We start from the raw sequence: 24,014 nt of genomic DNA on the forward strand, positions 1-24,014 counted from the left end.
GGCGCGATCCTGAGGCTGTGTCATGGTTGTGACAATCGAAATCCGACGAGTAACACGACTTCAACACATTTCTATAAGTTGCTGTTTTTTAGACGGAACTTAAGTGTTTTTCGCCGGTCTTTAGCTACTTCGGATAGGCCGTTTTTGAGAAAAAACGGCCTTTTTTGTGGGTGATCGAAAGTGCTTGATCCGGAATGTTGTTAAATAAACCACCGCTTTCGCGAGCAAGCCCGCTCCCACATTTAATCTCGGTCGAACACAAATCCTGTATTCGCTGAAGATCTAATGTGGGAGCGGGTTTGCTCGCGAAAAGGCCGGCGGCGCTTACGCAGATTTAGCCATAATCAACCCAGTCTCACTCGCCGCTTCCAGCCGGATCGCCACAAACTTCGACGTTGGCGTATGGCTGCCATCCCCGGTGCTTTCCAGTGGCACCAGTGGATTCACTTCCGGGTAGTAAGCCGCCGCTTGCCCGGCAGGGATATCAAATGCCAGCAGCGTGAAGCCCTTCACTCGACGCTCACGGCCATCATCCCAGATCGAAACGATGTCAGCCTTCTGCCCCGGCTTGAACCCCAGGCGAATGATGTCTGCCTCGTTCACAAACAACACATCCCGCTGACCCTTCACCCCGCGATAACGGTCATCGAGGCCATAAATCGTGGTGTTGTACTGATCGTGGGAGCGCATCGATTGCATGATCAAATCCGGCAACACACCGGTGGCGCGGGTGCGTTCGTGCACCAGATCCTTGGGCAGGATGTTTGGACGGAAATTCGCCCGACCCGACAGCGTGTTCCAGCGACGGGCGCCGGCGCTGTTGCCGAGGTAGAAACCGCCCGGATTCCGGATCTTCTCGTTGAAGTCCTTGAAGCCAGGAATGGTGTCAGCGATGAGGTCACGAATGCGGCTGTAATCGGCCACCAGCCAGTTCCAGTCCACTGGGAGGCTGCCCAGGGTTGCCGCTGCGATACCGGCGATGATCGACGGCTCCGAGCGCATCTGGTTCGACAGTGGCTGCAACTGACCGTTGGAGGCGTGGACCATGCTGAACGAATCTTCCACGGTCACCGCTTGCGGACCTTCAGTCTGGATATCGATGTCGGTACGGCCCAGGCACGGCAGGATCAGTGCGTCTTTACCGTGAGCCAAATGGCTGCGGTTGAGCTTGGTGCTGATCTGCACCGTCAGATCGCAGTTGGCCAGGGCCTGGAAGGTGCGCGAGCTGTCCGGAGTGGCTTGAGCGAAGTTACCGCCCAGGCCGATAAAGACTTTCGCCCGGCCGTCGGCCATGGCGTGGATCGCCTCGACCACGTTGTGGCCGTTTTCACGCGGTACCTTGAACTGGAAGCGGCGCTCCAGGGAATCGAGGAACGCCACGGGCGGACGTTCGTTGATGCCCATGGTCCGGTCGCCCTGCACGTTACTGTGGCCACGCACCGGGCACAGGCCAGCGCCCGGCCGACCGATGTTGCCGCGCAGCAGCATCAGGTTGGCGATTTCCTGGATGGTCGACACCGAATGGCGATGCTGGGTGATGCCCATGGCCCAGCACATGATGACGTTCTTGCCTTTGGCGTACATGCGCGCCGCTTGCTCGATCTCCACCAGGGTCAGCCCGGACTGCTCGACGATCTGCTCCCACGGGGTGTCGTCGATGGCGCCCAAATATTCCAGTACGTTGACGCTGTGTTCATTGAGGAAGTCGTGATCGAATACCGCTTCAGCGCCAGCCTTCTGCGCGTCGCGCTCCCATTGCAGCAGGAATTTCGCCATGCCGCGCAGGATCGCCATGTCGCCACCGAGGGCCGGACGGAAGAACGCGGTGTTGGTCGGCTTGTCGCCGTTGGTGAGCATTTCCAGCGGGTGTTGCGGATGCTGGAAGCGTTCCAGGCCACGTTCCTTGAGTGGGTTGATGCACACCACTTGCGCGCCGCGTTTTACAGCTTCGCGTAGCGGCTCAAGCATCCGTGGGTGGTTGGTGCCCGGGTTCTGGCCCCAGACGAAAATCGCATCGGCGTGTTCGAAGTCGTCGAACGTCACGGTGCCTTTGCCGACGCCCACACTCTGCGCCAACGCCACACCGCTGGCCTCGTGGCACATGTTCGAGCAGTCGGGGAAGTTGTTGGTGCCGTAGGTGCGCACGAACAGCTGATAGAGATATGCCGCTTCGTTGCTGGCTCGTCCCGAGGTGTAGAACTCGGCCTGATTGGGGCTCGACAGGCCCTGCAAGTGTTTACCGATCAGCGCAAATGCCGCTTCCCAGCTGATGGGTTTGTAACGATCGGTCTGGGCGTCGTAGCTCATCGGCTCGGTCAGACGGCCCTGATATTCGAGCCAGTAATCACTCTGCTCCAGCAACGAACTGACGCTGTGCTTGGCGAAGAACGCACCGTCGACGCGGCGTTTGGTCGCTTCCCAGTTCACCGCTTTGGCGCCGTTCTCGCAGAACATCACCATGCCTTTTTCCGGAGAATCACCCCAGGCACAACCGGGGCAGTCGAAGCCCCCGTTTTTGTTGGTCTTAAGCATAACGCGCAGGTTTTTCAGCGCATTGTCGCTGGTCAACCAGGCCTGGGCGACGCTGATCAGTGCGCCCCAGCCACCGGCTGGGCCTTTGTAGGGCTTATAGCGAGGGACGGGTGTCTGGTCGGCTTGACGATGTTGGGTCACGCTTGAGTCTCCAACGCTGGGCTGTAGACCCGCGGCGCATTCTTCTGTGGCAGATGGATGAGATTGAGGTTGTGGCGACGGGCCCATTGCACGGCAAGGCCCGTGGGCGACGACAAGCTGACCAGGGTCTGGATGCCTGCGCGCAAAACTTTCTGGATCAATTCGAGGCTGCAACGGCTGGTGACAATCGCCAGGCCGCCGGTGGTGGGGATCTTTTGCCGGATCAACCCGCCGATCAGTTTGTCGAGGGCGTTGTGTCGGCCGATGTCTTCACGGCCGAGCAGCAATTCGCCCTGACCGTTCATAAACACCGCCGCGTGCACCGCACCAGAATGTTGGCCGAGGGGTTGGAATGCGCCGATGCGCTGGCGCAGGCCGTCCAGCCATTCGGCGGGCGGCAGTGGCGCGCCGGGCAAAACCTTGAGGTCGGGCAATGCCTGCTCGACCGCTTCCACGCCACAGAGCCCGCAACCGCTGGTGCCGGCCATTTGCCGGCGCTGCTGCTTGAGGTTCCAGAAGGCGCGGTTGGCGATGGTCACTTGCGCGTACTGCGCCGAACCCGAGCCGCTCAGTTGAAGGTCATAGATGTCGGTCGCGTCTTCGATGATGCCGCTGCCGAGGCTGAAACCGACAATGAAGTCTTCCAGGTCCGTCGGGGTTACCAGCATCACCGCTTGGCTGATGCCGTTATAGGCAATCGCCAACGCGACTTCCTCGGCCAGCGCGGTGCTGTCCGATTCGGAGTATTGAAGATTGCTGTAGCTGTAAGTCTGGCTGGCAGCGGGCGCGGGCGTTTCGAGGGCAGGCGCCGCGCAGACAGGGCGCTTGGCGTTCATGGCATCACCGACGGTTTGATTAGCTTTAAGCCTAGGCGCGTCAACTTGTCGCGTCTAATCGCTATTACTGATCTACCGATAGATGCCGTCGATCAAGACTCCGGCAGCGATTGCTCAAGAATCGCGAAACAGGCTTCCGCCAGTGCTGAACGCGGTGCGCTGCGACGCATGATCAGCCCCAGTCGGCCGAGGGTCTGGGCGTTTTCGATTGGTTGCAGGCGCAGGTGATCAGTGAGGTTTTCCAGGCCACCGTCCAGCGGCATCACCGCGCAGCAGAGTCCGCCATGTACCGCTTGTAACAATTGATGGACAGCGTCGGTCTGCAATAAGGGCTGTGGGGTGAGGCCGCGGCTGTGGAAGTTGTGGTCGATGGATTGGCGAAAATGCATGCCGCTGGTGAGCATGCCTAGGGGCAATTCGATCAACGACTCCCAGCTCAGCGGCTCTTCACCAAAATTGAAGAAGCGCTGATCGTAGAGCAGGCCCATGCGGGTTTCGCTGAAGCTCAGGGAGTCGAAGCGCTCGCCGTCCAGACGCTCCAGGTACGACACGCCGAGGTCCAGGCGATTGTTCGCCAGTTGTTCGAGGATTTGCTCGGAGCTTAAAGCTGAGAGTTCGAAGCGCAGGTTAGGGTGCTCGGCGTGCAGGCGCCGCATCAGCGGAAGCGGATCGAAACTCGACAGCGGCACCACGCCCAGACGCAACGTACCGACCAGATTGCCGCGACAGGCAGCGGCCTCGGCCTGCAACCCGTCGTAGGCCGCCAGCACTGTGCGGGCCCAAGCCAGCACCCGTTCGCCTGGCGCGGTGAAGCCTTCAAAGCGCTGGCCCCGATTGACCAGCGGCAGTTCGAGTTCTTCTTCGAGGCTGCGCAGACGCATGGACAGGGTCGGCTGGGTGATGTGACAGCGCGCGGCGGCCTGGCCGAAATGCCGGGTTTCGTCGAGGGCGATGAGGAATTTCAGCTGTTTGATGTCCATCTTCGCTCCAGGGCGCGGGAAGGTTCGGATTCTAGCGCTTGGGGGGAAGCGGCGTCATTGGTCGGGTTGGAACCGCAAGTGACAGCCTTGGTCTAGGCTTTTGCGTCTGGAACCCAAAACCCAAGGAGAGCGCACCATGAGTATTTTTAGCTTTGTGAAAGAAGCAGGCGAAAAACTTATCGATCTGCTGACGCCAGGCAACGCCAATGCCAGCGAGCAGTTGAAGGAACACATCAGCAAGGTCGGCCTGGGTAACCCGAATGTGCAGGCGACGGTGGATGGCGACAAGGTCACCGTGACCGGCGAAGTCGGTAGTCAGGAAGAGAAGGAAAAAATCCTGCTGGCGGTGGGCAATATTGCCGGTGTCGGTAGTGTTGATGACCAGATCACCGTGACCGGGCCGGTGGCTGTGGCCGCGAAGTTTGTAACGGTTGTGAAAGGCGACACCCTCAGCGCGATTTCCTTGCGCGTTTATGGCGATGCCAACAAATATCAAAAAATCTTCGAGGCCAACAAACCGATGCTCAAGGACGTGAACAAGATCTATCCGGGGCAGTCGTTGCGGATTCCTGAGTAATGCTTAAGACCGTGTGATGGCCTTCGCGGGCAAGCCACGCTCCCACAGGACCTGTGTCGTTCACGAAGGATGCGAACGACACAGGTCCTGTGGGAGCGGGGCTTGCCCGCGATGCAGGCGATAAGGTCTAAAGGCCTGCGATAAGCTCCCGATAATCTCCAACCGCCGCAAACTCCGCCGTGTCCTTGGGCCCTTTGCGACTGTCCGGCTCGCTCACCGCCAACAAATGCGCCACACCAAAATGCTGCGCACTGCGCAGGATCGGCAAGGTGTCGTCGATAAACAGACTGCGTGCCGGATCGAAGCCAATGTCTGCCTGCAACGCATCCCAGAACTGCGGGTTTTCTTTGGCAAAGCCGTAATCGTGGGAGCTGATCAACCGCTCGAAGTACGGCGCCAGTTCGATTCTTTCCAGTTTCAATGACAGCGAATCGCGGTGGGCGTTGGTGATCAACACCACACGCTTGCCGGCCTGTTTGATCGCCGCCAGGAAGGTGTCCGCATCGGGGCGCAGGGCGATCAGGTGCGCGGTTTCCAGTTTGAGTTCGCGCACTGGCAGTTTCAGCTCGGCGCTCCAGAAATCCAGGCAATACCACTGCAACTGGCCGGCATTGCGTTCGAACAGCGGCTGCAATTCCATCTCGGCCATGGCCCGGCTCACCCCGTGCAACTCGGCGTAACGCTGGGGCAGGTGCTCCATCCAGAAATGGTTGTCGTAGTGCAGGTCCAGCAGCGTGCCGTCCATATCCAGCAGAACGGTGTCGATGTCGCGCCAGGGCAGCAGGGACATAAAAACTTCTCCAGCGGTAAAAAAGATATCCGAGGTAAACAATCAGGATAGGCCGGGTATAGTAACCCGCTAATGCTCAGGAGCCGCTCATGCGCCAGAAACCCACCATCCTCGCCCGCGAAATTGTCGCCACCAGCCGTTTGTTCTGCGTCGAAGAGCTGAAGTTGCGCTTTTCCAATGGCGTGGAGCGCACCTACGAGCGACTGGTTGGCAAAGGTGCCGGGTATGGCGCGGTGATGATTGTGGCGATGCTCGATTCGGACCACGCAGTGCTGGTGGAAGAATATTGCGGTGGCACCGATGAATACGAGATGTCCCTGCCCAAAGGCTTGATCGAGCCGGGCGAAGACGTGCTGGCGGCCGCCGAGCGCGAGCTCAAGGAAGAGGCCGGGTATGGCGCGCGGCAATTGGAGCATCTGACCGAGTTGTCGTTGTCGCCCGGTTACATGAGCCAGAAGATCCAGGTAGTACTCGCCACCGATTTGTACGAAGAACGCCTGGAGGGCGACGAGCCTGAGCCGATGGGCGTGGACAAAATCAATCTGCGGGAATTGTCGGCCCTGGCCCAGAATCCGCGATTTACCGAGGGCCGTGCCTTGGCGGCGCTGTATCTGGCCCGTGATCTGCTGACTCAGCGCGGAGTTTTCCTGCCATGAATTTTCCACATCCATTGATGGCGCCGGTGGTTGAGCTGGCATTGAAGGCGGGTGACGCGATCCTGCCGTTCTGGCGCATCGGCACAGCCGTGACCGCCAAGGCTGATGATTCTCCGGTCACCGCGGCAGACCTGGCCGCACACCATCTGATTCTGGCGGGGCTGACAGCGCTGGACCCAAGTATCCCGGTGCTCTCTGAAGAAGACGCCAATATTCCCCAAAGTGTGCGTGCTGGCTGGCAGCGCTGGTGGCTGGTTGACCCGCTGGACGGGACCAAGGAATTTATCTCCGGAAGTGACGAGTTCACCGTCAACATTGCGCTGATCGAGCAGGGTCGCGTGGTGTTTGGCGTGGTGTCGATGCCGACCAATGGCCGTTTTTATGTCGGTGGCGCTGGGCTGGGAGCATGGCGTGGGGATAAAGGCGCCGAGCCGTTGCCGATTCAGGTTCGCGACGTGCCGGCCGCGGGCGAAGCGTTTACCGTAGTCGCCAGTCGTCGGCATTCCAGTCCTGAGCAGGAGCGTTTGCTGGCCGGGTTGAGCGACAGTTTGGGTGAGCTGCAATTGGCCAATATCGGCAGCTCGTTGAAGTTTTGTTTGTTGGCGGAAGGGGCTGCGGATTGTTACCCGCGCCTGGCGCCGACTTCGCAGTGGGACACTGCAGCTGCGCAAGGTGTGCTGGAAGGGGCGGGAGGCGAGGTGCTGGATTTGAGCGGTCAGCCGTTCTGCTATCCGGCGCGGGAGTCGTTGTTGAATGAGTTTTTCCTGGCGCTGCCGGCGAAGGCTGCCTGGCGGGAAAAATTGCTGGAGCTTGCTCGGTCCTGAGCCCGCCAATAGTGGCGAGTGGGCTTGCTCGCGAAGGGGTCTACCGGTGCAATACATATTGCCCGGTAAACTTCACCGCATCCTCCTCACTCCCCGCATTCACAATCCTTGAATGCAGCGTCAATCGCGCGCGGCCATAACGCTCATACATCGCCAGAAACTTCTTCCACACCGCCGCGCTCGGCGCGTGGCAAATAGCTGTTGCATCGGTGGTCACCGGCAGCGGATAGCTGATATGGCCTTCGTGAATCACGATGTGCCCGTCCTCAATGCCTTCTTCTCGCAACCGCAAATGCAGCCAGCCCCAACCGGCGAGCACCGCGCCGCAATACAGGCTGCCGCCAAACATGGTGCTCTTGTGATTGACGTTGGCCTCCAGCGGCAAGTGCAGGCGCAGTTGCTGGTCATGCCAGTCGAGCACCTTGAGGCCCATGTCCCGCGTGAGAGGAATGTCGTGATGGAGGATCGATTCCAGATGACGACTGTCGCGGTTCATTCACGGGCCTTTTTCATGAAGGTTATTGTTTGACGGTAGCTCAATCGAGTTCGTCGGTGCTGGTATGAGCGCCGCCATCGGCAAAGTTCAGCCCATGCTTGCGCAGTTTGTCGTGCAAGGTTTTGCGGGGAATGCCAAGGGCTTCGGCGAGGCTGCGAACGGAACTGTGCGAGCGCGCCAGTTCGGCGGCAATCAGGGTTTTTTCGAAGTTCTCTACTTGCTCACTGAGACCGCCGCTGACCAATTCGACCGGCGTGCCGACGCCGCCGTCCGGTGCACTGTTGTCGAGGGCCAGTTCCAGGCCGAGGGCGAAACGTTCGGCGGCGTTCTGCAATTCCCGCACATTGCCCGGCCAGGTGTGGCGCAGCAGCAGGGCTCGTTGTCCCGGTTGCAGTTCATGGGGCGGCAAACCGTGGCGGGAGCTGGCTTCGTCGGCGAAATGCTGGAACAACATCAGCGCATCTTCACCGCGCTCGCGCAGTGGCGGAATACGCAGCGGCGCGACGTTCAGGCGGTAATACAAGTCGGCACGGAAGCGGCCCTGATCGGCGGATTGACGCAGGTCTTCCTTGGTCGCGGCGATGATGCGAATGTCCAGCGGGATCAGTTGATTGCCGCCCAAGCGTTCGACCACTCGTTCTTGCAGCAAACGCAGCAATTTCACCTGCACATCCAGGCTCATGCTTTCGATTTCATCGAGGAACAGCGTGCCGCCATTGGCGAATTCGAATTTGCCGATGCGGCGCTTCTGCGCGCCGGTAAAGGCTCCCGGCTCGTGACCGAACAGCTCGCTTTCGACCACCGACTCGGCCAGGGCTCCGGCGTTGATCGCCACGAACGGGCCGTTGCGCCGACTCGACAGGTCGTGCAGCGCCCGGGCCACGACTTCTTTGCCGGCACCGGTTTCGCCGAGGATCAACACGTCGGCCTTGGTCGCCGCCAGTGCACCGATCTGCTCGCGCAGGCGCAACATCGGCGCGGAATGCCCGACCAGTCTGGCACTCAATTCGTTGCGATCACTCAGGGCCAGACGCAGGCTGCGGTTGTCCAGAACCAACCGGCGCAAGTCCAGGGCGCGGCGCACGCTGTCGAGCAGGGAATCGCTGGCGAAGGGTTTTTCCAGAAAGTCGTAAGCCCCGGCGCGCATGGCTTGCACCGCCAGCGGCACATCGCCGTGACCGGTAATCAGCAGCACCGGTAGCTCCGCGTCCTGGGCGTGGAGTTCGGTCAGCAGTTCCAGCCCGTCCATACCCGGCATGCGGATGTCACTGACCACCACGCCTGCCCAGTCGCGTTCAAGTTGCCCGGCCAGGCCCTGAGCTTCGGCCAGCGGCAGGATTTTCAGGCCAGCCAGATCCAGCGTCTGGCTCAGGGCTTGACGCAGGTGGGGATCGTCGTCGATCAACACGACCTGGATGCGATTGTCGATGGTCATGCACTTCGGTCCTCGGACGGTTGCAGGCTTACACCCGGTGCGCCTGCGCGCAGTTTCAGGGTAATCAGGGCGCCACCTTCCTTGTGGTTGGCGAACGACAGTTCACCACCGAAGGCGCGCATCAGGGTCTCGCAGATTGCCAGCCCCAACCCAAGCCCCTGAGTGCGGGTCTTGGTGGTGTAGAAGGGCTCGCTGGCGCGGCCAAGTGCCTCCAGGCAAAACCCGGGGCCATTGTCGCGAATGTACAGATTGACGCCGTCGGCGGTGGATTGGGCACTCAGCCAGAGTTTACGCGGCGGGCCTTTTTCCGTCAGGGCATCCAGGGCGTTGGCCAGCAGATTGCCGAGCACCTGGCGCAACCGGGTTTCCCCAGCCTCGACCCACAACGTGGCGGCCGGTAAATCGCGGATCAGTTCGACTTCCATGCTGCGTCGGCGCTTGGCCAACAAGGCCAGAGCATCGTCCAGCGCCGGTTGCAGGGCCACGCTTTCCGGGGCGTGGCGATCACGCCGGGCAAAGGCACGCAGGTGGGCGATGATCGAAGCCATGCGCCCGGTCAGCTCACTGATCAGCTTGAGGTTGCCACGCGCATCGTCGGTGCGCTGATGATCAAGCAACACCTCGGCGTTTTCCGCGTAGCTGCGGATCGCCGCGAGTGGTTGGTTGAGTTCGTGGCTGATGCTCGCCGACATCGTCCCCAGCGCGGAAAGTTTGCCCGCCTGCACCAGATCATCCTGGGCCCGCACCAATTCCTGCTGGGCTTGTTCGCGTTCGAGCACTTCCTGTTTCAGTCGACGGTTGAGGCCTTCGAGATCGCTGGTCCGTTCGGCCACCCGGCCTTCCAGTTCGCGGCGGGCCTTGGCTTCGAAAGCGATGCGGTCCAGGTAATGGCGACGGCGCTGCATCATCAGGCCGAGTAGCAGCATCAACACCAACAACGTCGCACCACCGATCGCAACGACCGTGCGCACTGGCCGGTCGATCAGGGTGCGCGGCGCAAGGATGCTCACGCTCCAGCCGGTCTCTTCAATCTGCCGGGTCTGGGTCAGCCAGGCATCGGCATCGAGATTCAACGGCTTCGGATCGCGGGTCGGGTAGGGTTGAATCGCGGTGATCGCCTTGCGCTCTTCGTCGCTCAACGGGCGGGTCGCGCGAAAGCGCCATTCCGGCCGCGAGGTGAGGATGACCACGCCGTTGTGGTCGGTCGCCAACAGTTGTTCCGGGGTTTTACCCCAGAGGCTTTCGGTGTGGTCGAGGTCGACTTTGATCACCAGCACGCCGATCACTTTTTCGCGATCACGGACCGCCGCCGCGAAGAAATAACCGCGTTTGGCCGACGTGGTGCCCAAGCCGAAGAAGCGCCCAAGACGCCCGGCCATGGCTTCACTGAAATACGGGCGGAAGGAGAAATTGCGCCCCACGAAGCTGTCGTGTTTGTCCCAGTTTGAGGCCGCCAGGGTCTTGCCGGTGGTGTCCATCAGGTACATGACTTCAGCGCCGGTCTGGGCGCTGATGTTCTTCAGCAGGCGATTGGCATTGCCTTGCGTCACGCCGTCGTCCGGCGCAGCCAGTGCCGCGCGCAGGCCCGGCAGGTCACCGAGGATCTGTGGCAACACTTCATAACGGTGCAAGGTGCCCAGCAGGTTGGCGACGTAGAGGTCGAGGGTCTGACGGTTTTGCCCGGCCAGTTCGCTGCGGTAATAACGCTCGGCCAGATGCTCCAGCGGCCACAGTAATGGCGCCAGGCACAGCGCGAGCAGGGCCAGGCTGCGCCAGCGGGGTCTGCGAGGTAGGGTCGGGGTCATGAGCATCGAGCGCCTGTGGGTACAGGCGCATTATGCCTAGGCTTGCGAGCGCAGTCTGCGCACCTTGGGTCAGGCGCGCTTTTGTAGTGAAGATTCAGACAGCGTTTCAGGAAAAGACGTCAGCGTCCTTGAAGAAAGCTGCGCTTTGATCCTTCGCCGACAATTGCGGCGCTTCGTCCAGCTCCCAGTCGATGGCCAGGTCCGGGTCATTCCAACGAATGCTGCGCTCGGCCGACGGGGTGTAGTAGTTGGTGGTTTTGTAGAGGAATTCGGCGAAATCGCTCAACACCACAAAACCGTGGGCGAAACCTTCCGGAACCCAGAGTTGGCGATGGTTATCGGCAGAAAGACGTACGGCAACCCATTTGCCGAAATGCGGCGAGCTTCGACGGATGTCCACGGCCACATCGAGTACTTCACCCGCCGTGACGCGAACCAGCTTGCCCTGGGTGTTTTCCAGCTGGTAATGCAAGCCGCGCAGTACGCCCTTTTGCGAGCGGGAGTGATTGTCTTGAACAAACCGGGTGTCCAGGCCAGTTGCTTCTTCGAAAGCCTTGGCATTGAAGCTTTCATAAAAGAAACCGCGCTCGTCACCAATTACCTTGGGCTCGATGATCAGTACACCGGGCAGGTCGGTGGTGACTACATTCATGGTGTTTCTCCAGCGATAGGCATTGATGCCAGACATTCTTGCGCAAAGTGTCGATCGGTGCGACTGGAGTGTGATTTTTCCTATCTGTTCACTGATTCTGTCGAGCGCCGGGTCGGCGACAGGCAGGCGAAAGGGGGTTGCGTATCGCCCCAAGCAATGGCGATATAAGCGCCTAATAAAATTTCAGGGGTCGTTGTATGCCGCTCGCCACGTTGATTCATCGCGCCAGTTTGCCCAGTCCGCAAGTGTCTGCGGAGCAAGCGCTTGAGCTGCTGCAGGGATATTACGGGCTCAGCGGAACGTTGCAGGCCCTCGGCAGCCAGCAGGATCTGAACTACCGCGTCGACAGTGACCAGGGGCGTTTCGTCCTGAAAATCTGTCGTGGCGACTATTCGGCGCTGGAGCTGCAAGCCCAGCATGCGGGGCTCAAGCATTTGGGCGAGCATCCCGATGTGCATGTGCCGCGAGTGATTCCCGCGAAAAACGGGGCAGACCTGCTTTCCCTGGACGTCGACGGACAAGCGGTACATGTGCGACTGCTCGATTACATCGAAGGCCAGTCCCTGACGCACCTCGATTATTTCGATCGTACAGTGGTGGCCGGCTTCGGTCGGCTTTGTGGCGAGATGGACCTGGCACTGGCGGGGTTCGATCATCCGGGGCTGGAGCGCACGCTGCAATGGGACGCTCGCCACGCTAATGCGTTGATCGCGCATTTGCTGCCGGTCATCAAGGATGACCAGCAACGCCGGCTGATCGCCGATGCGGCCGAATTGGCCGAACGCCATTTGCAGCCATTGGTGGATAAGCTGCCGGTGCAGGCGATTCACATGGATATCACCGACGACAACGTGGTGTGGCAGCGGGATTCGCAACGCCGTTGGCAATTGCAGGGTGTGATCGATTTTGGCGACCTGGTCCGAACCTGGCGTATCACCGATCTGTCGGTGACCTGCGCCGCATTGCTGCATCACACCGAGGGTGATCCGTTCGGTATTTTGCCGGCGATCCAGGCTTATCACTCCGTCAATCCGCTAACGCATGAAGAACTGCTGGCGCTCTGGCCATTGATCGTCGCCCGTGCGGCGGTGTTGGTGCTCAGTGGCGAGCAGCAGGTCAGCATCGATCCGGGCAATGCCTACAGTCGCGACAACCTGACCCACGAGTGGGAAATTTTCCGTGTGGCGACATCGGTGCCGCTGGCGTTGATGGAAGCGGCAATCCTGACATCTGTCGGCCAGAACTTGCCGAGCATCGGCAGCGAAGACTTCGCGCCGCTGTTGCCGAGCCTGGTGGGCCGTGAGTTTGCGTTGATTGATCTGGGTGTACTCAGCCCGCATTTCGAGGCGGGTAACTGGGAGCAGGAAGGGATCGATCAGCGTCTGTTGACCGAAGCCGTCGCGGCTCATGGTTTGGCGGCCAGTCGATATGGTCAGTATCGTTTGTCGCGCACCCGGCCGGACAGCGCCACCGAGCCGGACACCTACCCGTTGCACGTCGAGTTGCGAGTGCCCGACGGTACGGCGGTCGAGTCGCCGTTTGCAGGTGTGGTCCACCAACCGGCGGCTGGCGTGCTGCAATTGGACGGTCCGCAACTCAGTGTGCGGCTGTGGGGCGTGATGCCGTCGTTGCATACCGGCGCGGCGCTGGTCAAAGGCCAGGTGTTGGGCTCGGTCAGCGGGCCGCTGATCGTGCAGTTGTGCCGCGGCACTTCGTTCAATGCCCCGCTGTTTTGCACGCCGTCTCGCGCGGCGGCCTGGCAAGCGTTGTGCCCGTCACCGGCGTCGCTGTTGGGGTTGGCATGTGATGCTGAGGCAGAGCTCGATTCGCAGGCGTTGCTGGCTCGACGCGACGCCAGTTTCGCCCGCACCCAAAAACACTATTACGTCGACCCGCCGCGCATCGAACGCGGTTGGCGCAATCATCTGATCGACATGCAGGGCCGCTCCTACCTCGACATGCTCAACAACGTCGCGGTGCTCGGTCACGGTCATCCACGCATGGCCGCCGTTGCCAGTCGTCAGTGGTCACTGCTCAACACCAACTCACGTTTCAACTACGCGGCGGTTGCCGAGTTCTCCGAGCGTTTGCTGAAGCTGTCTCCGGATTCCATGGACCGCGTGTTCCTGGTCAACAGCGGAAGCGAGGCCAATGACCTGGCAATTCGCCTGGCGTGGGCCTACAGCGGCGGGCGTGACATGCTCAGCGTGCTGGAGGCCTATCACGGCTGGACGGTGGGAGCGGATGCGGTGTCGACGTCGATTGCCGACAACCCGCAAGCGTTGAGCAGCCGCCCCGACTGGGTGCATCCGGTGATCGCGCCGAATACCTATCGCGGCGAATTCCGTGGCCCGGACAGTGCGCCGGATTATGTGCGCAGCGTCGAACACAACCTGGCGAAAATCGCCGAGCAGAAACGTCAGTTGGCCGGCTTCATCTGTGAGCCGGTGTACGGCAATGCCGGCGGCATCTCGCTGCCGCCAGGTTACTTGAAGCAGGTGTATGCGCTGGTCCGTGCCCAAGGCGGTGTCTGTATCGCCGATGAAGTGCAGGTCGGTTATGGCCGCATGGGCCATTTCTTCTGGGGCTTCGAAGAGCAGGGCGTGGTGCCGGACATCATCACCATGGCCAAGGGCATGGGAAACGGTCAGCCACTGGGCGCGGTGATCACCCGCCGGGAAATCGCCGAAGCGCTGGAAGCCGAGGGTTACTTCTTCTCGTCGGCCGGCGGCAGCCCGGTCAGTTGCCAGATCGGCATGGCCGTGCTCGATGTGATGGAAGAAGAAAAGCTCTGGGAAAACGCCCAAGTGGTGGGCGGGTATTTCAAGGAGCGTCTTGAAGCGTTGATCGATATCCATCCACTGGTGGGCGCGGTGCACGGTTCGGGTTTTTACCTGGGCGTCGAATTGATCCGCAACCGCGAAACCCTGGAGCCGGCGACCGAGGAAACCACGGCGTTGTGTGATCGCCTGCGGGAGCTGGGGATTTTCATGCAGCCGACGGGGGATTATCTGAACGTCCTCAAGATAAAACCGCCGATGGTTACGTCGCGCCGGAGTGTGGATTTCTTTGTCGACATGCTGGCGAAGGTGCTCGCCGAGGGGCTGTAAACACATCCCCCTGTGGGAGGTGTGTTTAATTCGATTGTTATCGGGTTTAAGTGCAGTTTTTTTCGACGAAAGGAAGATTAATCGCTTTTAAAGCCGATTTTTATCGGCTATAAAGTCGCCATTGCCGCGACGTGCCTCATCACGCCCGGCGCTTCCTTTTCTGTCATCGGTCGATGCCAAACTCGACCCACAGCACTTGCCCGGAGATGATTCATGAGCCGTATCGTTACCGTCGCCGCCACCCAGATGGCCTGTTCCTGGGACCTCGAAGCCAACCTCGAAACCGCTGAAAGGCTGGTCCGTGAGGCTGCGGCCAAAGGCGCGCAGATCATCCTGATCCAGGAACTATTCGAGGCGCCGTACTTCTGCCAGAAGCCAAATCCGGATTACCTGCAACTGGCCACGACGGTTGAAGACAACGTCGCCATCAAGCATTTCCAGAAAATCGCCAAGGAACTGCAAGTGGTGCTGCCGATCAGCTTCTACGAATTGGCTGGCCGCGCGCGTTTCAACAGCATCGCGATCATTGATGCCGACGGCAGCAACCTCGGGATTTATCGTAAAAGCCACATCCCGGACGGCCCTGGCTACCACGAAAAGTACTACTTCAACCCGGGCGATACCGGCTTCAAAGTCTGGAACACCCGTTACGCGAAAATCGGCGTGGGCATTTGCTGGGACCAGTGGTTCCCGGAATGCGCCCGCAGCATGGCGTTGCTGGGCGCGGAAATCCTGTTTTACCCGACCGCCATTGGCAGCGAGCCACACGACAAAACCATTTCGTCTCGTGACCATTGGCAACGCGTGCAACAGGGTCATGCCGGCGCCAACCTGATGCCGCTGATCGCCAGTAATCGCATCGGCAACGAAGAGCAGGACGGCTACGACATCACGTTCTACGGCTCGTCGTTCATCGCCAACCAGTTCGGCGAAAAGGTTCAAGAGCTGAACAAAACCGAAGAAGGCGTGCTGGTTCAGAGCTTCGACCTCGACGAGCTGGAGCACATCCGCAGCGCGTGGGGTTCGTTCCGTGACCGCCGTCCGAACCTGTACAGTGCAATCAAAACCCTCGACGGTTCCCTGGAGTCCTGATCGCATGACCACTTTAAACAGCACCCCGCGCGCCGACGGCTTCTACATGCCAGCCGAGTGGGCACCACAAACCCAAACCTGGATGATCTGGCCCGAGCGCCCGGACAACTGGCGCCTGGGCGGCAAACCGGCGCAAGCCGCGCACGTCGCGGTGGCCAAGGCCATCGCCCGTTTTGAACCGGTGACCGTCGCGGTTTCCGCCGGCCAGTACGAAAACGCCCGTGCTCGTCTCGACGTGCCCAATATTCGTGTTGTCGAGATGTCCAGCGACGATGCCTGGGTCCGCGACACCGGCCCGACCTTCGTCATCAATAACAGCGGCGAAGTCCGTGGCGTGAATTGGGATTTCAACTCCTGGGGCGGGTTTGACGGCGGTCTGTATTCGCCGTGGAACCGTGATTCGCAGGTCGGCGGCAAGATCCTCGAGATCGAGCGCAGCCAGCGCTATCGCACCGAGGGCTTTGTGCTCGAAGGCGGTTCGATTCACGTCGATGGCGAAGGTACGTTGATCACCACTGAAGAGTGCCTGCTCAACCGCAATCGCAACCCGCACATGAACCGTGCAGAAATCGAAGCGGTGCTCAGCGCGAATCTGGCTGTGGATAAAATCATCTGGCTGCCGGACGGTTTGTTCAACGACGAAACCGACGGCCATGTGGATAACTTCTGCTGCTACGTCCGTCCGGGTGAAGTGCTGCTGGCCTGGACCGATGACCCGCAAGACCCGAACTACCCACGCTGTCAGGCAGCGATGAAAGTCCTGGAAAGCAGCACCGACGCCAAGGGGCGCCCGTTCACGGTGCACAAAATGCCGATTCCCGGACCGCTGTACGCGACCGAAGAAGAGTGCGCAGGTGTTGATCCGGTGGACGGCACGCAGGAGCGTAATCCGAGCGTACGTCTGGCCGGTTCTTACGTGAACTTCTTGATCGTCAACGGCGGCATCATCGCGCCGAGCTTTGACGATCCACTGGATGAGCCGGCAAAAGAGATTTTGCAGGCGCTGTTCCCGCAGCACGAAGTGGTCATGGTGCCGGGCCGAGAACTGTTACTGGGGGGCGGCAACATTCACTGCCTTACCCAACAACAGCCAGCGCCGCACAAGGAGTGAGTGGGGTTGTAACAGCTTGAGTTGATAGCAAAATCGCTTAGGTCACCGTTTACCCTTGCTACTTTATTGAAAGCCCGCAGCCGATCAGGACTGCGGGCTTTTTTGTATCCGCTTGTCGACAGGTGAGAAACATTGGCACAGCTCTTGTATCTCTTCTGGTGTGAAACAGGGAGGGGGAGAACTTCGATGTTCTGTCATAAACCTTGGATAAGTTAGCCGCTCACAAACCAGGAGAGAGCGCGGAAATGAACGCCGAAATGAATGCAGTGAGCGAGCAGGCGTTGCATCCCCTGGCAGTAAACAGCGAATCGCTCCAGATCCTGGCGCACTGGTTGAAGTCCAATGGAACGCGTCAGATCAGAGAACCTGATCCGCGCCGGACGATGATCGAGCGCTACCCCGCTGGTTTATTCAGCGAAGCGGAGCTGGATGCGTTGTGGGATGTGATGGAAGGATAAAAAAGAACAACAAAGGATTGATAAAAGCGCTGCCGGGATGGTGGCGCTTTTTTATGGGCGAAGGTTTTTTGATTTCACCGCAGATCAAAGCGGGCTTGCTCGCGAAAGCGGGGTGTCAGCCAACAGAGAGGTTGGATGTGATGGCCCCTTCGCGAGCAAGCCCGCTCCCACAGGGGGATCAGCGTGTTTAGAAGCTGTAGGTTCCAGTCACAACCAGGCTACGCGGTGCACCCGGTTGGATCTGTGCCGCACTGGTGGCCGAGGAGTAGTAGGTTTTATCGCTGATGTTGTTCAACGCCGCGCGCAAATCCCAATCTTTCTGGCGGAAGCCGGCCAGTGCATCCCAACGGCCATAACCCGGCAGCACGACGGTGTTGAGGTTGTCGGCATAGCGCTGGCCGACCAGGGTCAGACCGGTTTCGGCGTACCAGCCCATCTCCGGTTTCCAGGTCAGGAACAGGCTGCCGTTGTGCTTGGCTACGTTGCTGATGCGCTTACCTTCAAAGCCGTTGTTGTCCTTCTCGACCGTGGCGTCCTGCACGCCCACGCCGCCGCGCACGTACCAGTTGCCGGCAATTTTGCCGGTGCCGGTCAGCTCGATCCCGCGGGAACGTTGCACGCCGGTGAGCAAGGTGATGGTCGGGTTGATCGGGTCGCTGGTGCGGCGGTTGTAGAGTTCCAGTTCGTAGATCGCCAGCGTGGTGCTCAGGCGATCGTCGAGCCAGTCGCTCTTGACGCCGATTTCTTTCTGTTTGGTCAGCTCGGGACTCAGGTCGTTACTGTTACCGGCAGCGCCCGGGGTGATGCCGATTAAACCGCCGCCGACCGGGGAAAAGGTCTTGGACCAGGAAGCGTAGAAGGAATGATTCTGCAGCGGCGTCCAGACCAGTCCTACACGCGGGCTGGTGCTGTGGCTGTCGCGATCTTCGGAAATATCCCGCAGCTTGTTGGTCGACTCAATGTCGAACGTGTCGTAGCGCAGACCGGCCAGTACTTGCCATTGATCGTTCAGACGCAGTTGATCCTGCACGTACACCGCACGGCTTTCGACTTCTGTGTGGTTGTCGCTGGATACCTGCATGCGCCCGGTGTGGCGCAGATCGCGGTTCGGGTTGTTCAAGTCCAGCGCCGGCACTGCCTGACTGCCAGGTCCGGTAGTGGCCGCGGTGTACAGCGTCGGGTCGCGGCGCTGACTGCCGATCTCGATGCCGGTCAACAGGCGATGCTCCAGGCCGAAGGTATCGAAACCGCCTTCCAGTTCAACGTTGTTGTAAACGTTACGGGTGGTTAGATCCTGCTGCCAGCGCTGACGCGTGACACGGTTGTTCGCCGGGGTGTAGCCGGTCAGGTAGGTGTTGTCGAAATCGCTATCGAGCTTGAACACGCCCAGGGTCTGGCGCAGTTGCCAGTTTTCGTTGATTTCGTAGCTGAGTTTCGAGCGCAGGGATTGCGACTTGTCGTCGATGAAATCGTGTTCGCTGCCGTAGGTCGTATCCCGTCCTACGTCCGCCGGGCGTCCGTTTACACCGGGAACACCGCGATCCGGCGTACGGTTGTAGCGGCTGTATTCGTACTGCACCAGCCAGTTCAGGTCCGGCGTGAGCTGCCAGCTCATCGACGGCGCGAACAACTGGCGATTACCGCTGACGCCATCGCGGAAGCTGTTCTGGTCCATGTTGCCCATGTTCAGACGCAAGCTGATGTTCTCGCTCGGGTCAGTGCTGAGGTCCGCATACAGGCTGCGCAGGTCGTCGCTGCCGCCTTGGGCTTCGAGGGTCGAACGGCGGCCGAATTCCGGCAGCTTGCTCACCCGATTGACAATCCCGCCCTGGCTGCCACGGCCGTACAGCACGGCGGCCGGGCCTTTGAGGACTTCAATGCGTTCGATGTTGTGCAAGTCGCGCACGTACTGGCTGTCGTCACGAATGCCGTCGAGGTAGAAGTCGTTGCTGGCGTCGAAGCCGCGAATGCGCAGGCTGTCGAAGCGCGTGTCGGCGCCGCTGCTGACGTTAGGGATGCCGCTCAACGCGGTGCCCAGATCGTTGGTGCCGTAATCCACGACGTTCGCGGTTTTAATCGAGTCGATGGCTTGCGGCACATAACGAACCGGCGTGGTCGTGCGGGTAGCGGTGCTCGTTTCCTTCACGCGTGGATCATCAGCTTCTGATTCTGCACTGATGGACGTGGCAGGCAGCGTCGTCGGAGCAGCGTAGGAAAAACCGGCAGACAGCAAGGCAGAGAGCCCAAGACTCAAGGGCGTAAGACGAAAAGGGGCAGGCATTGAAGGACGCATCCGTAGGATTTTTAGGCTGTAGCGTTTAGGGTGCGAATGGTAATGCTTGTTATTTGCTTCCGTTAATTATTCCTGAGAAGTTCTCCGGGTTGTTTGTTTCAATTTGTGTCCGTGTTGGTACAACACATTTTTAGAAGATTTAGGCCTATTCACAGACGATTCATGAAATTGACACACCGTTAAGGGCGCAGCTACGATTCCGCCACGCCTGTGGCAGACCGCCATGACCTAAAAATAATAAAAAGGCCCGCCACGAGTCCTCGTGCGCGGGCCTTTTCGTTTTCGGAATGAAAAAAGAGTGCGATAGCGCCGTTTCAGCCGTTCGACACAGCGCGTATCAACCCGTAATAAGGAAAATAAATAAAATGTTGAACAAGCGAATCAGCCTGATCGCTCTGGGGATGTTGAGCGCCACACAGGCCATGGCTAACGACCAGGCCGAATCCAAGGGATTTGTTGAAGACAGCAGCCTCAAAGTGCTGCTGCGCAACGCCTACATGAACCGTGACTACAAAAACGGCAACGAAGACAAGGCCGAATGGGGCCAAGCGGCCATCGGTACGTTCTCGTCCGGCTTCACCCAAGGCACCGTGGGTGTGGGTGTGGACGCCTTCGGTCTGTACGCACTGCGTCTGGACGGTGGCAAGGGTCGTACCGGCGCGCAAGGTATCGACTTCTTTAAACAGGACAACAGCGGCAGCCCGGCTGACGATCTCGCCAAGGGCGGCGCAGCGGTCAAATTCCGTCTCTCCAACACAACGCTGACCTACGGCGACCAGATGCCGGTCCTGCCGGTATTGAGCTACGACAACGGCCGCCTGTTGCCGGAAAGCTACACCGGCACTCTGATCACCTCCAAAGAGATCAAAGGCCTGGAGCTGAACGCCGGTCGCTTCACCGCTGAATCGCGCAAAAGCGATGAAGGCCGTGACAGCGGTGGCTTGAAGTCCATCAACGTGTTGGGCGGTAGCTACCAGTTCACCGAACAGTTCAAGGCAGCGCTCTACGCTTCCGACGTCGAAGACGTGCTGAAAAAGCAATACGTGAACGCCAACTACGTGTTCCCGATCGACAAGGATCAGTCCCTGACCCTGGACTTCAACGGCTATCGCACCAAGCTGGACGATTCCTATGTCCGCGAAAGCGGTGCCACCGGCGACGACAACAAAATCTGGAGTCTGGCCGCTACCTTTGCCACCGGTCCGCACACGTTCACTCTCGGGCACCAGCGCAGCACCGGCGACAGCAACCTGGGCTACCCGTACGGCGGCTATCAGAAAGATCAAGGTCGCGTCGGCGACGGCGGCAACACCATCTATCTGGCCAACTCCTACTGGTCCGACTTCAACGCCGAAGACGAACGCAGCTGGCAGTTGGGCTACGGTCTCGACTTCACCACCTTCGGTGTTCCGGGCCTGACTTACAACTTCGCCTACGTGCGTGGTGACAACATCACCACCTCCACCAGCGAAGGCGGCACCGAGCGCGAAATCTTCAACCAGTTCAAATACGTCGTGCAGAGCGGCCCGGCCAAAGACCTGAGCGTCAGACTGCGTAGCTCGATCCTGCGTGTGTCGCAGAAATCCAGCGAATACAACGTCAGCGGTAACGAAGTACGTGTGTTTGTGGATTACCCGATCAACGTTTTCTGATGATCGGTTGCGGTACCGAAGCCTGATGCAAGGCTGAAAAGGAAAAAGCCCCGACTGGTTCGGGGCTTTTTTGTAGGCGCTGCAAGGCTCTAGCCTGCTCTTCGGAACGATTCGAGCCGCAAGTTTAGCCAAATGCTCCCACCAAAAATGATCAAAACGATCATCTTGATGATTGGTTTGCGCATTTTATTACGATGACCTAAGATTATTTTGACTGAATCAATCACTATATGATCAGTTCAGTCAGTTTCGAGGTGGCACACGTCTGACCAAACAATTATAAAAGGAGACCCTCGTGGCCCAGATTCCTATCAAGCGCACTATTGAACGCATTCCCGGCGGCATGATGATCGTGCCCCTGCTGATCGGTTCACTGGTCGCAACATTCCTGCCTGACACGCCAAAGTTTTTCGGCTCATTCACCAACGCGCTGTTCACCGGAGCGTTACCCATCCTCGCGGTGTTCTATGTCTGCATGGGCGCGAGCATCAATATCAAAGCCACGCCTTACCTGCTCAAGAAGGGCGGCACGCTGCTCGCGACCAAAGTCGGCATCGCCGTGCTGATTGGTATCGTGCTTGGGCACTTCCTGGGCGAGCAGCCGATTTCCTCGGGGCTCTTCGCCGGCATTTCAACGCTGGCGGTGGTCGCTGCGATGAACGACACCAACGGCGGCTTGTACATGGCGTTGATGGGTCAATACGGTCGCTCCGAAGACGTCGGCGCGTACTCGGTCATGTCGCTGGAGTCCGGCCCTTTCCTGACGATGGTCACGCTGGGCATCGCCGGTCTTTCTGCATTCCCCTGGCCGACGCTGGTGGGCAGCATCCTGCCGTTGGCACTGGGCATGCTGCTGGGCAATCTCGACCGTGACATGCGCGACTTTCTGGCCAAGGCTGTCCCGGTGATGATCCCGTTCTTCGCCCTTGCTCTCGGTGCCAGCCTGGATCTGCATAACGTCTGGCAAGCCGGTTTGCTGGGTCTCGGACTCGGTGTCGCGGTCGTCGTGCTGACCGGCATCCCGCTGTTCTTCGCTGATCGTGCGACTGGCGGCACTGGCGTCGCCGGCGTCGCCGCAGCGACCACCGCCGGGAATGCCGCCGCCGTACCTGCGCTGATTGCGGCAGCGAATCCGGTGTACGCCGAGGCGGCCAAGAGCGCGACATTGTTGGTGGCCGCCTGCGTCGTGGTGACCGCGATCCTCGCGCCATTGTTGACGGCCTATGTCGCCAAACGAGTGCAGCAGCGCCAGCCGGACGTCATACCTGAGCCCGAACCTCAAAAGCAGGAGGCGTTGCGATGAGGATTCTGATCATCGCAGACGATCTGTCGGGTGCGGCGGATTGCGCCATCGGCTTTGCGAGCGCGGGGATGCAAACGGTCGTCACGCTCGACCCCTTGAATGACAAGGCTGACGCTCAAGTGATTGCCGCCGACACGGATACCCGGCGCCTCTCACCGGCGCATGCCGCCGAGCGCACCGTCGCCGCATTCAAGGCGCTGTGTAAACCCGGGCAGCGCCTGTACAAGAAAATCGATTCGACCTTGCGCGGTAACTGGGCTGCGGAAGTCGCCGCCCTGCAACCATTGGCGGGCCTGGCCATCGTCGCCCCGGCATTTCCCGCCACCGGGCGTACGATGATCGGTGGTCAGGTGTTCGTGAACGGCTTGCCGCTGGAAACCACCGATACCTGGAAACTTGAAAACGCCTACCGGTCGGCCGATGTCGAAGCGATGCTCATTGCCGCTGGCCTGACCACCGCGAAGCTCAATCTCGACACGTTGCGCGGCAACGAAGCTGCACTCGCGCAGCACATTGCCGAAGTCGCCCGCAGCGGCATTCAGGCGTTGATCGTCGATGCGCAAATCGAAGATGACTTGCTGACCCTCGCTCGCCTGACCGCGTCGATGGATCAGCCATTGTTCTGGATAGGCTCCGGTGGCCTTGCTCGGGAAATAGCCCAGCTGCCTGACTTTTTCGAAGCCCCGCCCCAGAGCATCGCGGCCTTCGAAAAAAGTCAGGCGTCGATCCTGATACTCGTGGGCAGTCTGTCCGGTGTCTGCGAACGGCAATGCACAGTGCTCAAGGAGCGTGGCGGCGTCAGCGAACTGGTCGTACCGCCCGAAGTCCTGCGCCAAGGCATTGCACATGACGATTGGGCAACCTGGCAGGCGCGCATCGGCGAGCAGTTGGAGGGCTGGAGTGACCTGCTGCTGCGCATCGGCCGCGATGAGGCGTTCGATCCGCAGGAGGGCGCGCAGCTCTCGACCATGCTGGCCGTGCTGGTCGAGCCGCACTTCGCCAAGGTCGGCGGGCTGATCGCTACGGGTGGCGAGACGGCGCGCGCCATCTTGACCACCGTCGGCATCGACAGCCTGCAACTGCTGACGGAAATCGAAGCCGGGGTCGCCTACGCTCGACCGACCGTTTCCCGTCAGGGGCATCGTCCCGGAATTGTTACCAAGGCAGGCGCGTTCGGCACCGATCACGCTTTGTATGCGGCATGGCAACACCTGAGCGATAGCGCCGATCGCTCCCAGCCCAAACGCACACGAATCCAAGGACTCGAATGA

The 24,014-nt window shown here is 59.9% G+C and carries 19 protein-coding genes; 10 read left to right on the forward strand and 9 right to left on the reverse strand.

From position 1 onward, the window contains the following. Window positions 1-324: 324 nt before the first annotated feature. The 3 genes from ACA055_RS01210 to ACA055_RS01220 form a co-directional block, all read right to left on the reverse strand. Window positions 325-2,673, reverse strand: coding sequence for an FdhF/YdeP family oxidoreductase (locus ACA055_RS01210; protein ID WP_497682008.1), 2,349 nt, complete (start codon window positions 2,671-2,673; stop codon window positions 325-327). Then, window positions 2,670-3,509 carry a formate dehydrogenase accessory sulfurtransferase FdhD gene (gene fdhD, locus ACA055_RS01215; protein WP_497682009.1) on the reverse strand — a complete coding sequence of 280 codons (840 nt, stop codon included), beginning with the start codon at window positions 3,507-3,509 and terminating at the stop codon, window positions 2,670-2,672. Before fdhD ends, ACA055_RS01210 begins: the two co-directional genes overlap by 4 nt. A gap of 92 nt (window positions 3,510-3,601) precedes the next feature. Next, entirely contained in the window at window positions 3,602-4,489 is an 888-nt protein-coding gene (locus ACA055_RS01220) for a LysR family transcriptional regulator (RefSeq protein WP_497682010.1), read from the reverse strand. Between the two features lie 136 nt (window positions 4,490-4,625). Between ACA055_RS01220 and lysM the strand changes: the two genes are divergently transcribed. Beyond that, window positions 4,626-5,066: a peptidoglycan-binding protein LysM gene (gene lysM / locus ACA055_RS01225; protein ID WP_497682011.1), complete on the forward strand. Its 441-nt coding sequence runs from the start codon at window positions 4,626-4,628 to the stop codon at window positions 5,064-5,066. 127 nt (window positions 5,067-5,193) lie between these two features. On the opposite strand, the gene yrfG is transcribed toward lysM, so the two are convergent. Further along, window positions 5,194-5,856: a GMP/IMP nucleotidase gene (gene yrfG / locus ACA055_RS01230; protein WP_497682012.1), complete on the reverse strand. Its 663-nt coding sequence runs from the start codon at window positions 5,854-5,856 to the stop codon at window positions 5,194-5,196. A gap of 89 nt (window positions 5,857-5,945) precedes the next feature. Between yrfG and nudE the strand changes: the two genes are divergently transcribed. Both nudE and cysQ read left to right on the forward strand, forming a co-directional pair. Next, on the forward strand, window positions 5,946-6,512 hold the full coding sequence (gene nudE, locus ACA055_RS01235; RefSeq protein WP_497682013.1) for an ADP compounds hydrolase NudE: 567 nt from the start codon (window positions 5,946-5,948) through the stop codon (window positions 6,510-6,512). Next, window positions 6,509-7,336 carry a 3'(2'),5'-bisphosphate nucleotidase CysQ gene (gene cysQ / locus ACA055_RS01240; RefSeq protein ID WP_497682014.1) on the forward strand — a complete coding sequence of 276 codons (828 nt, stop codon included), beginning with the start codon at window positions 6,509-6,511 and terminating at the stop codon, window positions 7,334-7,336. The genes nudE and cysQ overlap by 4 nt, the downstream gene beginning before the upstream one ends. 40 nt (window positions 7,337-7,376) lie before the next feature. On the opposite strand, the gene ACA055_RS01245 is transcribed toward cysQ, so the two are convergent. The 4 genes from ACA055_RS01245 to rfbC all read right to left on the reverse strand — a co-directional run bounded on the left by ACA055_RS01245 (window position 7,377) and on the right by rfbC (window position 11,724). Beyond that, a complete protein-coding gene (locus ACA055_RS01245) occupies window positions 7,377-7,832 on the reverse strand; it encodes a thioesterase domain-containing protein (RefSeq protein WP_497682015.1) in 456 nt (151 codons plus the stop codon). Window positions 7,833-7,872: 40 nt separating this feature from the next. After that, window positions 7,873-9,267 (reverse strand): sigma-54-dependent transcriptional regulator, encoded by a 1,395-nt coding sequence (locus tag ACA055_RS01250; protein WP_497682016.1) that lies wholly within the window; start codon window positions 9,265-9,267, stop codon window positions 7,873-7,875. Next, a complete protein-coding gene (locus ACA055_RS01255) occupies window positions 9,264-11,072 on the reverse strand; it encodes a sensor histidine kinase (RefSeq protein ID WP_497682017.1) in 1,809 nt (602 codons plus the stop codon). Before ACA055_RS01255 ends, ACA055_RS01250 begins: the two co-directional genes overlap by 4 nt. Window positions 11,073-11,178: 106 nt before the next feature. Beyond that, window positions 11,179-11,724 (reverse strand): dTDP-4-dehydrorhamnose 3,5-epimerase, encoded by a 546-nt coding sequence (gene rfbC / locus ACA055_RS01260; RefSeq protein ID WP_497682018.1) that lies wholly within the window; start codon window positions 11,722-11,724, stop codon window positions 11,179-11,181. A 197-nt stretch (window positions 11,725-11,921) separates the two neighbouring features. Between rfbC and ACA055_RS01265 the strand changes: the two genes are divergently transcribed. The 4 genes from ACA055_RS01265 to ACA055_RS01280 all read left to right on the forward strand — a co-directional run bounded on the left by ACA055_RS01265 (window position 11,922) and on the right by ACA055_RS01280 (window position 17,495). Beyond that, entirely contained in the window at window positions 11,922-14,834 is a 2,913-nt protein-coding gene (locus ACA055_RS01265) for an aminotransferase (RefSeq protein WP_497682019.1), read from the forward strand. Window positions 14,835-15,047: 213 nt separating this feature from the next. Then, a complete protein-coding gene (gene aguB, locus ACA055_RS01270) occupies window positions 15,048-15,926 on the forward strand; it encodes an N-carbamoylputrescine amidase (protein WP_497682020.1) in 879 nt (292 codons plus the stop codon). A 4-nt stretch (window positions 15,927-15,930) separates the two neighbouring features. Further along, entirely contained in the window at window positions 15,931-17,037 is a 1,107-nt protein-coding gene (gene aguA, locus ACA055_RS01275) for an agmatine deiminase (protein WP_497682021.1), read from the forward strand. A gap of 245 nt (window positions 17,038-17,282) precedes the next feature. After that, a complete protein-coding gene (locus ACA055_RS01280) occupies window positions 17,283-17,495 on the forward strand; it encodes a hypothetical protein (RefSeq protein ID WP_497682022.1) in 213 nt (70 codons plus the stop codon). 187 nt (window positions 17,496-17,682) lie between these two features. Here the strand turns inward: ACA055_RS01280 and ACA055_RS01285 are convergent, their stop codons facing one another. Next, entirely contained in the window at window positions 17,683-19,776 is a 2,094-nt protein-coding gene (locus tag ACA055_RS01285; protein ID WP_497682023.1) for a TonB-dependent receptor, read from the reverse strand. Between the two features lie 377 nt (window positions 19,777-20,153). On the opposite strand from ACA055_RS01285, the gene ACA055_RS01290 reads away from it, so the two are divergent. From ACA055_RS01290 to ACA055_RS01300, 3 genes are all read left to right on the forward strand, one after another. Then, window positions 20,154-21,440 carry an OprD family porin gene (locus ACA055_RS01290; RefSeq protein WP_497682024.1) on the forward strand — a complete coding sequence of 429 codons (1,287 nt, stop codon included), beginning with the start codon at window positions 20,154-20,156 and terminating at the stop codon, window positions 21,438-21,440. A gap of 295 nt (window positions 21,441-21,735) precedes the next feature. Further along, a complete protein-coding gene (locus ACA055_RS01295) occupies window positions 21,736-22,743 on the forward strand; it encodes a 2-keto-3-deoxygluconate permease (protein ID WP_497682025.1) in 1,008 nt (335 codons plus the stop codon). Then, complete coding sequence (locus tag ACA055_RS01300) at window positions 22,740-24,014, forward strand: four-carbon acid sugar kinase family protein (protein ID WP_497682026.1); 1,275 nt, start codon at window positions 22,740-22,742, stop codon at window positions 24,012-24,014. The genes ACA055_RS01295 and ACA055_RS01300 overlap by 4 nt, the downstream gene beginning before the upstream one ends.

Source organism: Pseudomonas sp. LBUM1657 (assembly GCF_059716075.1).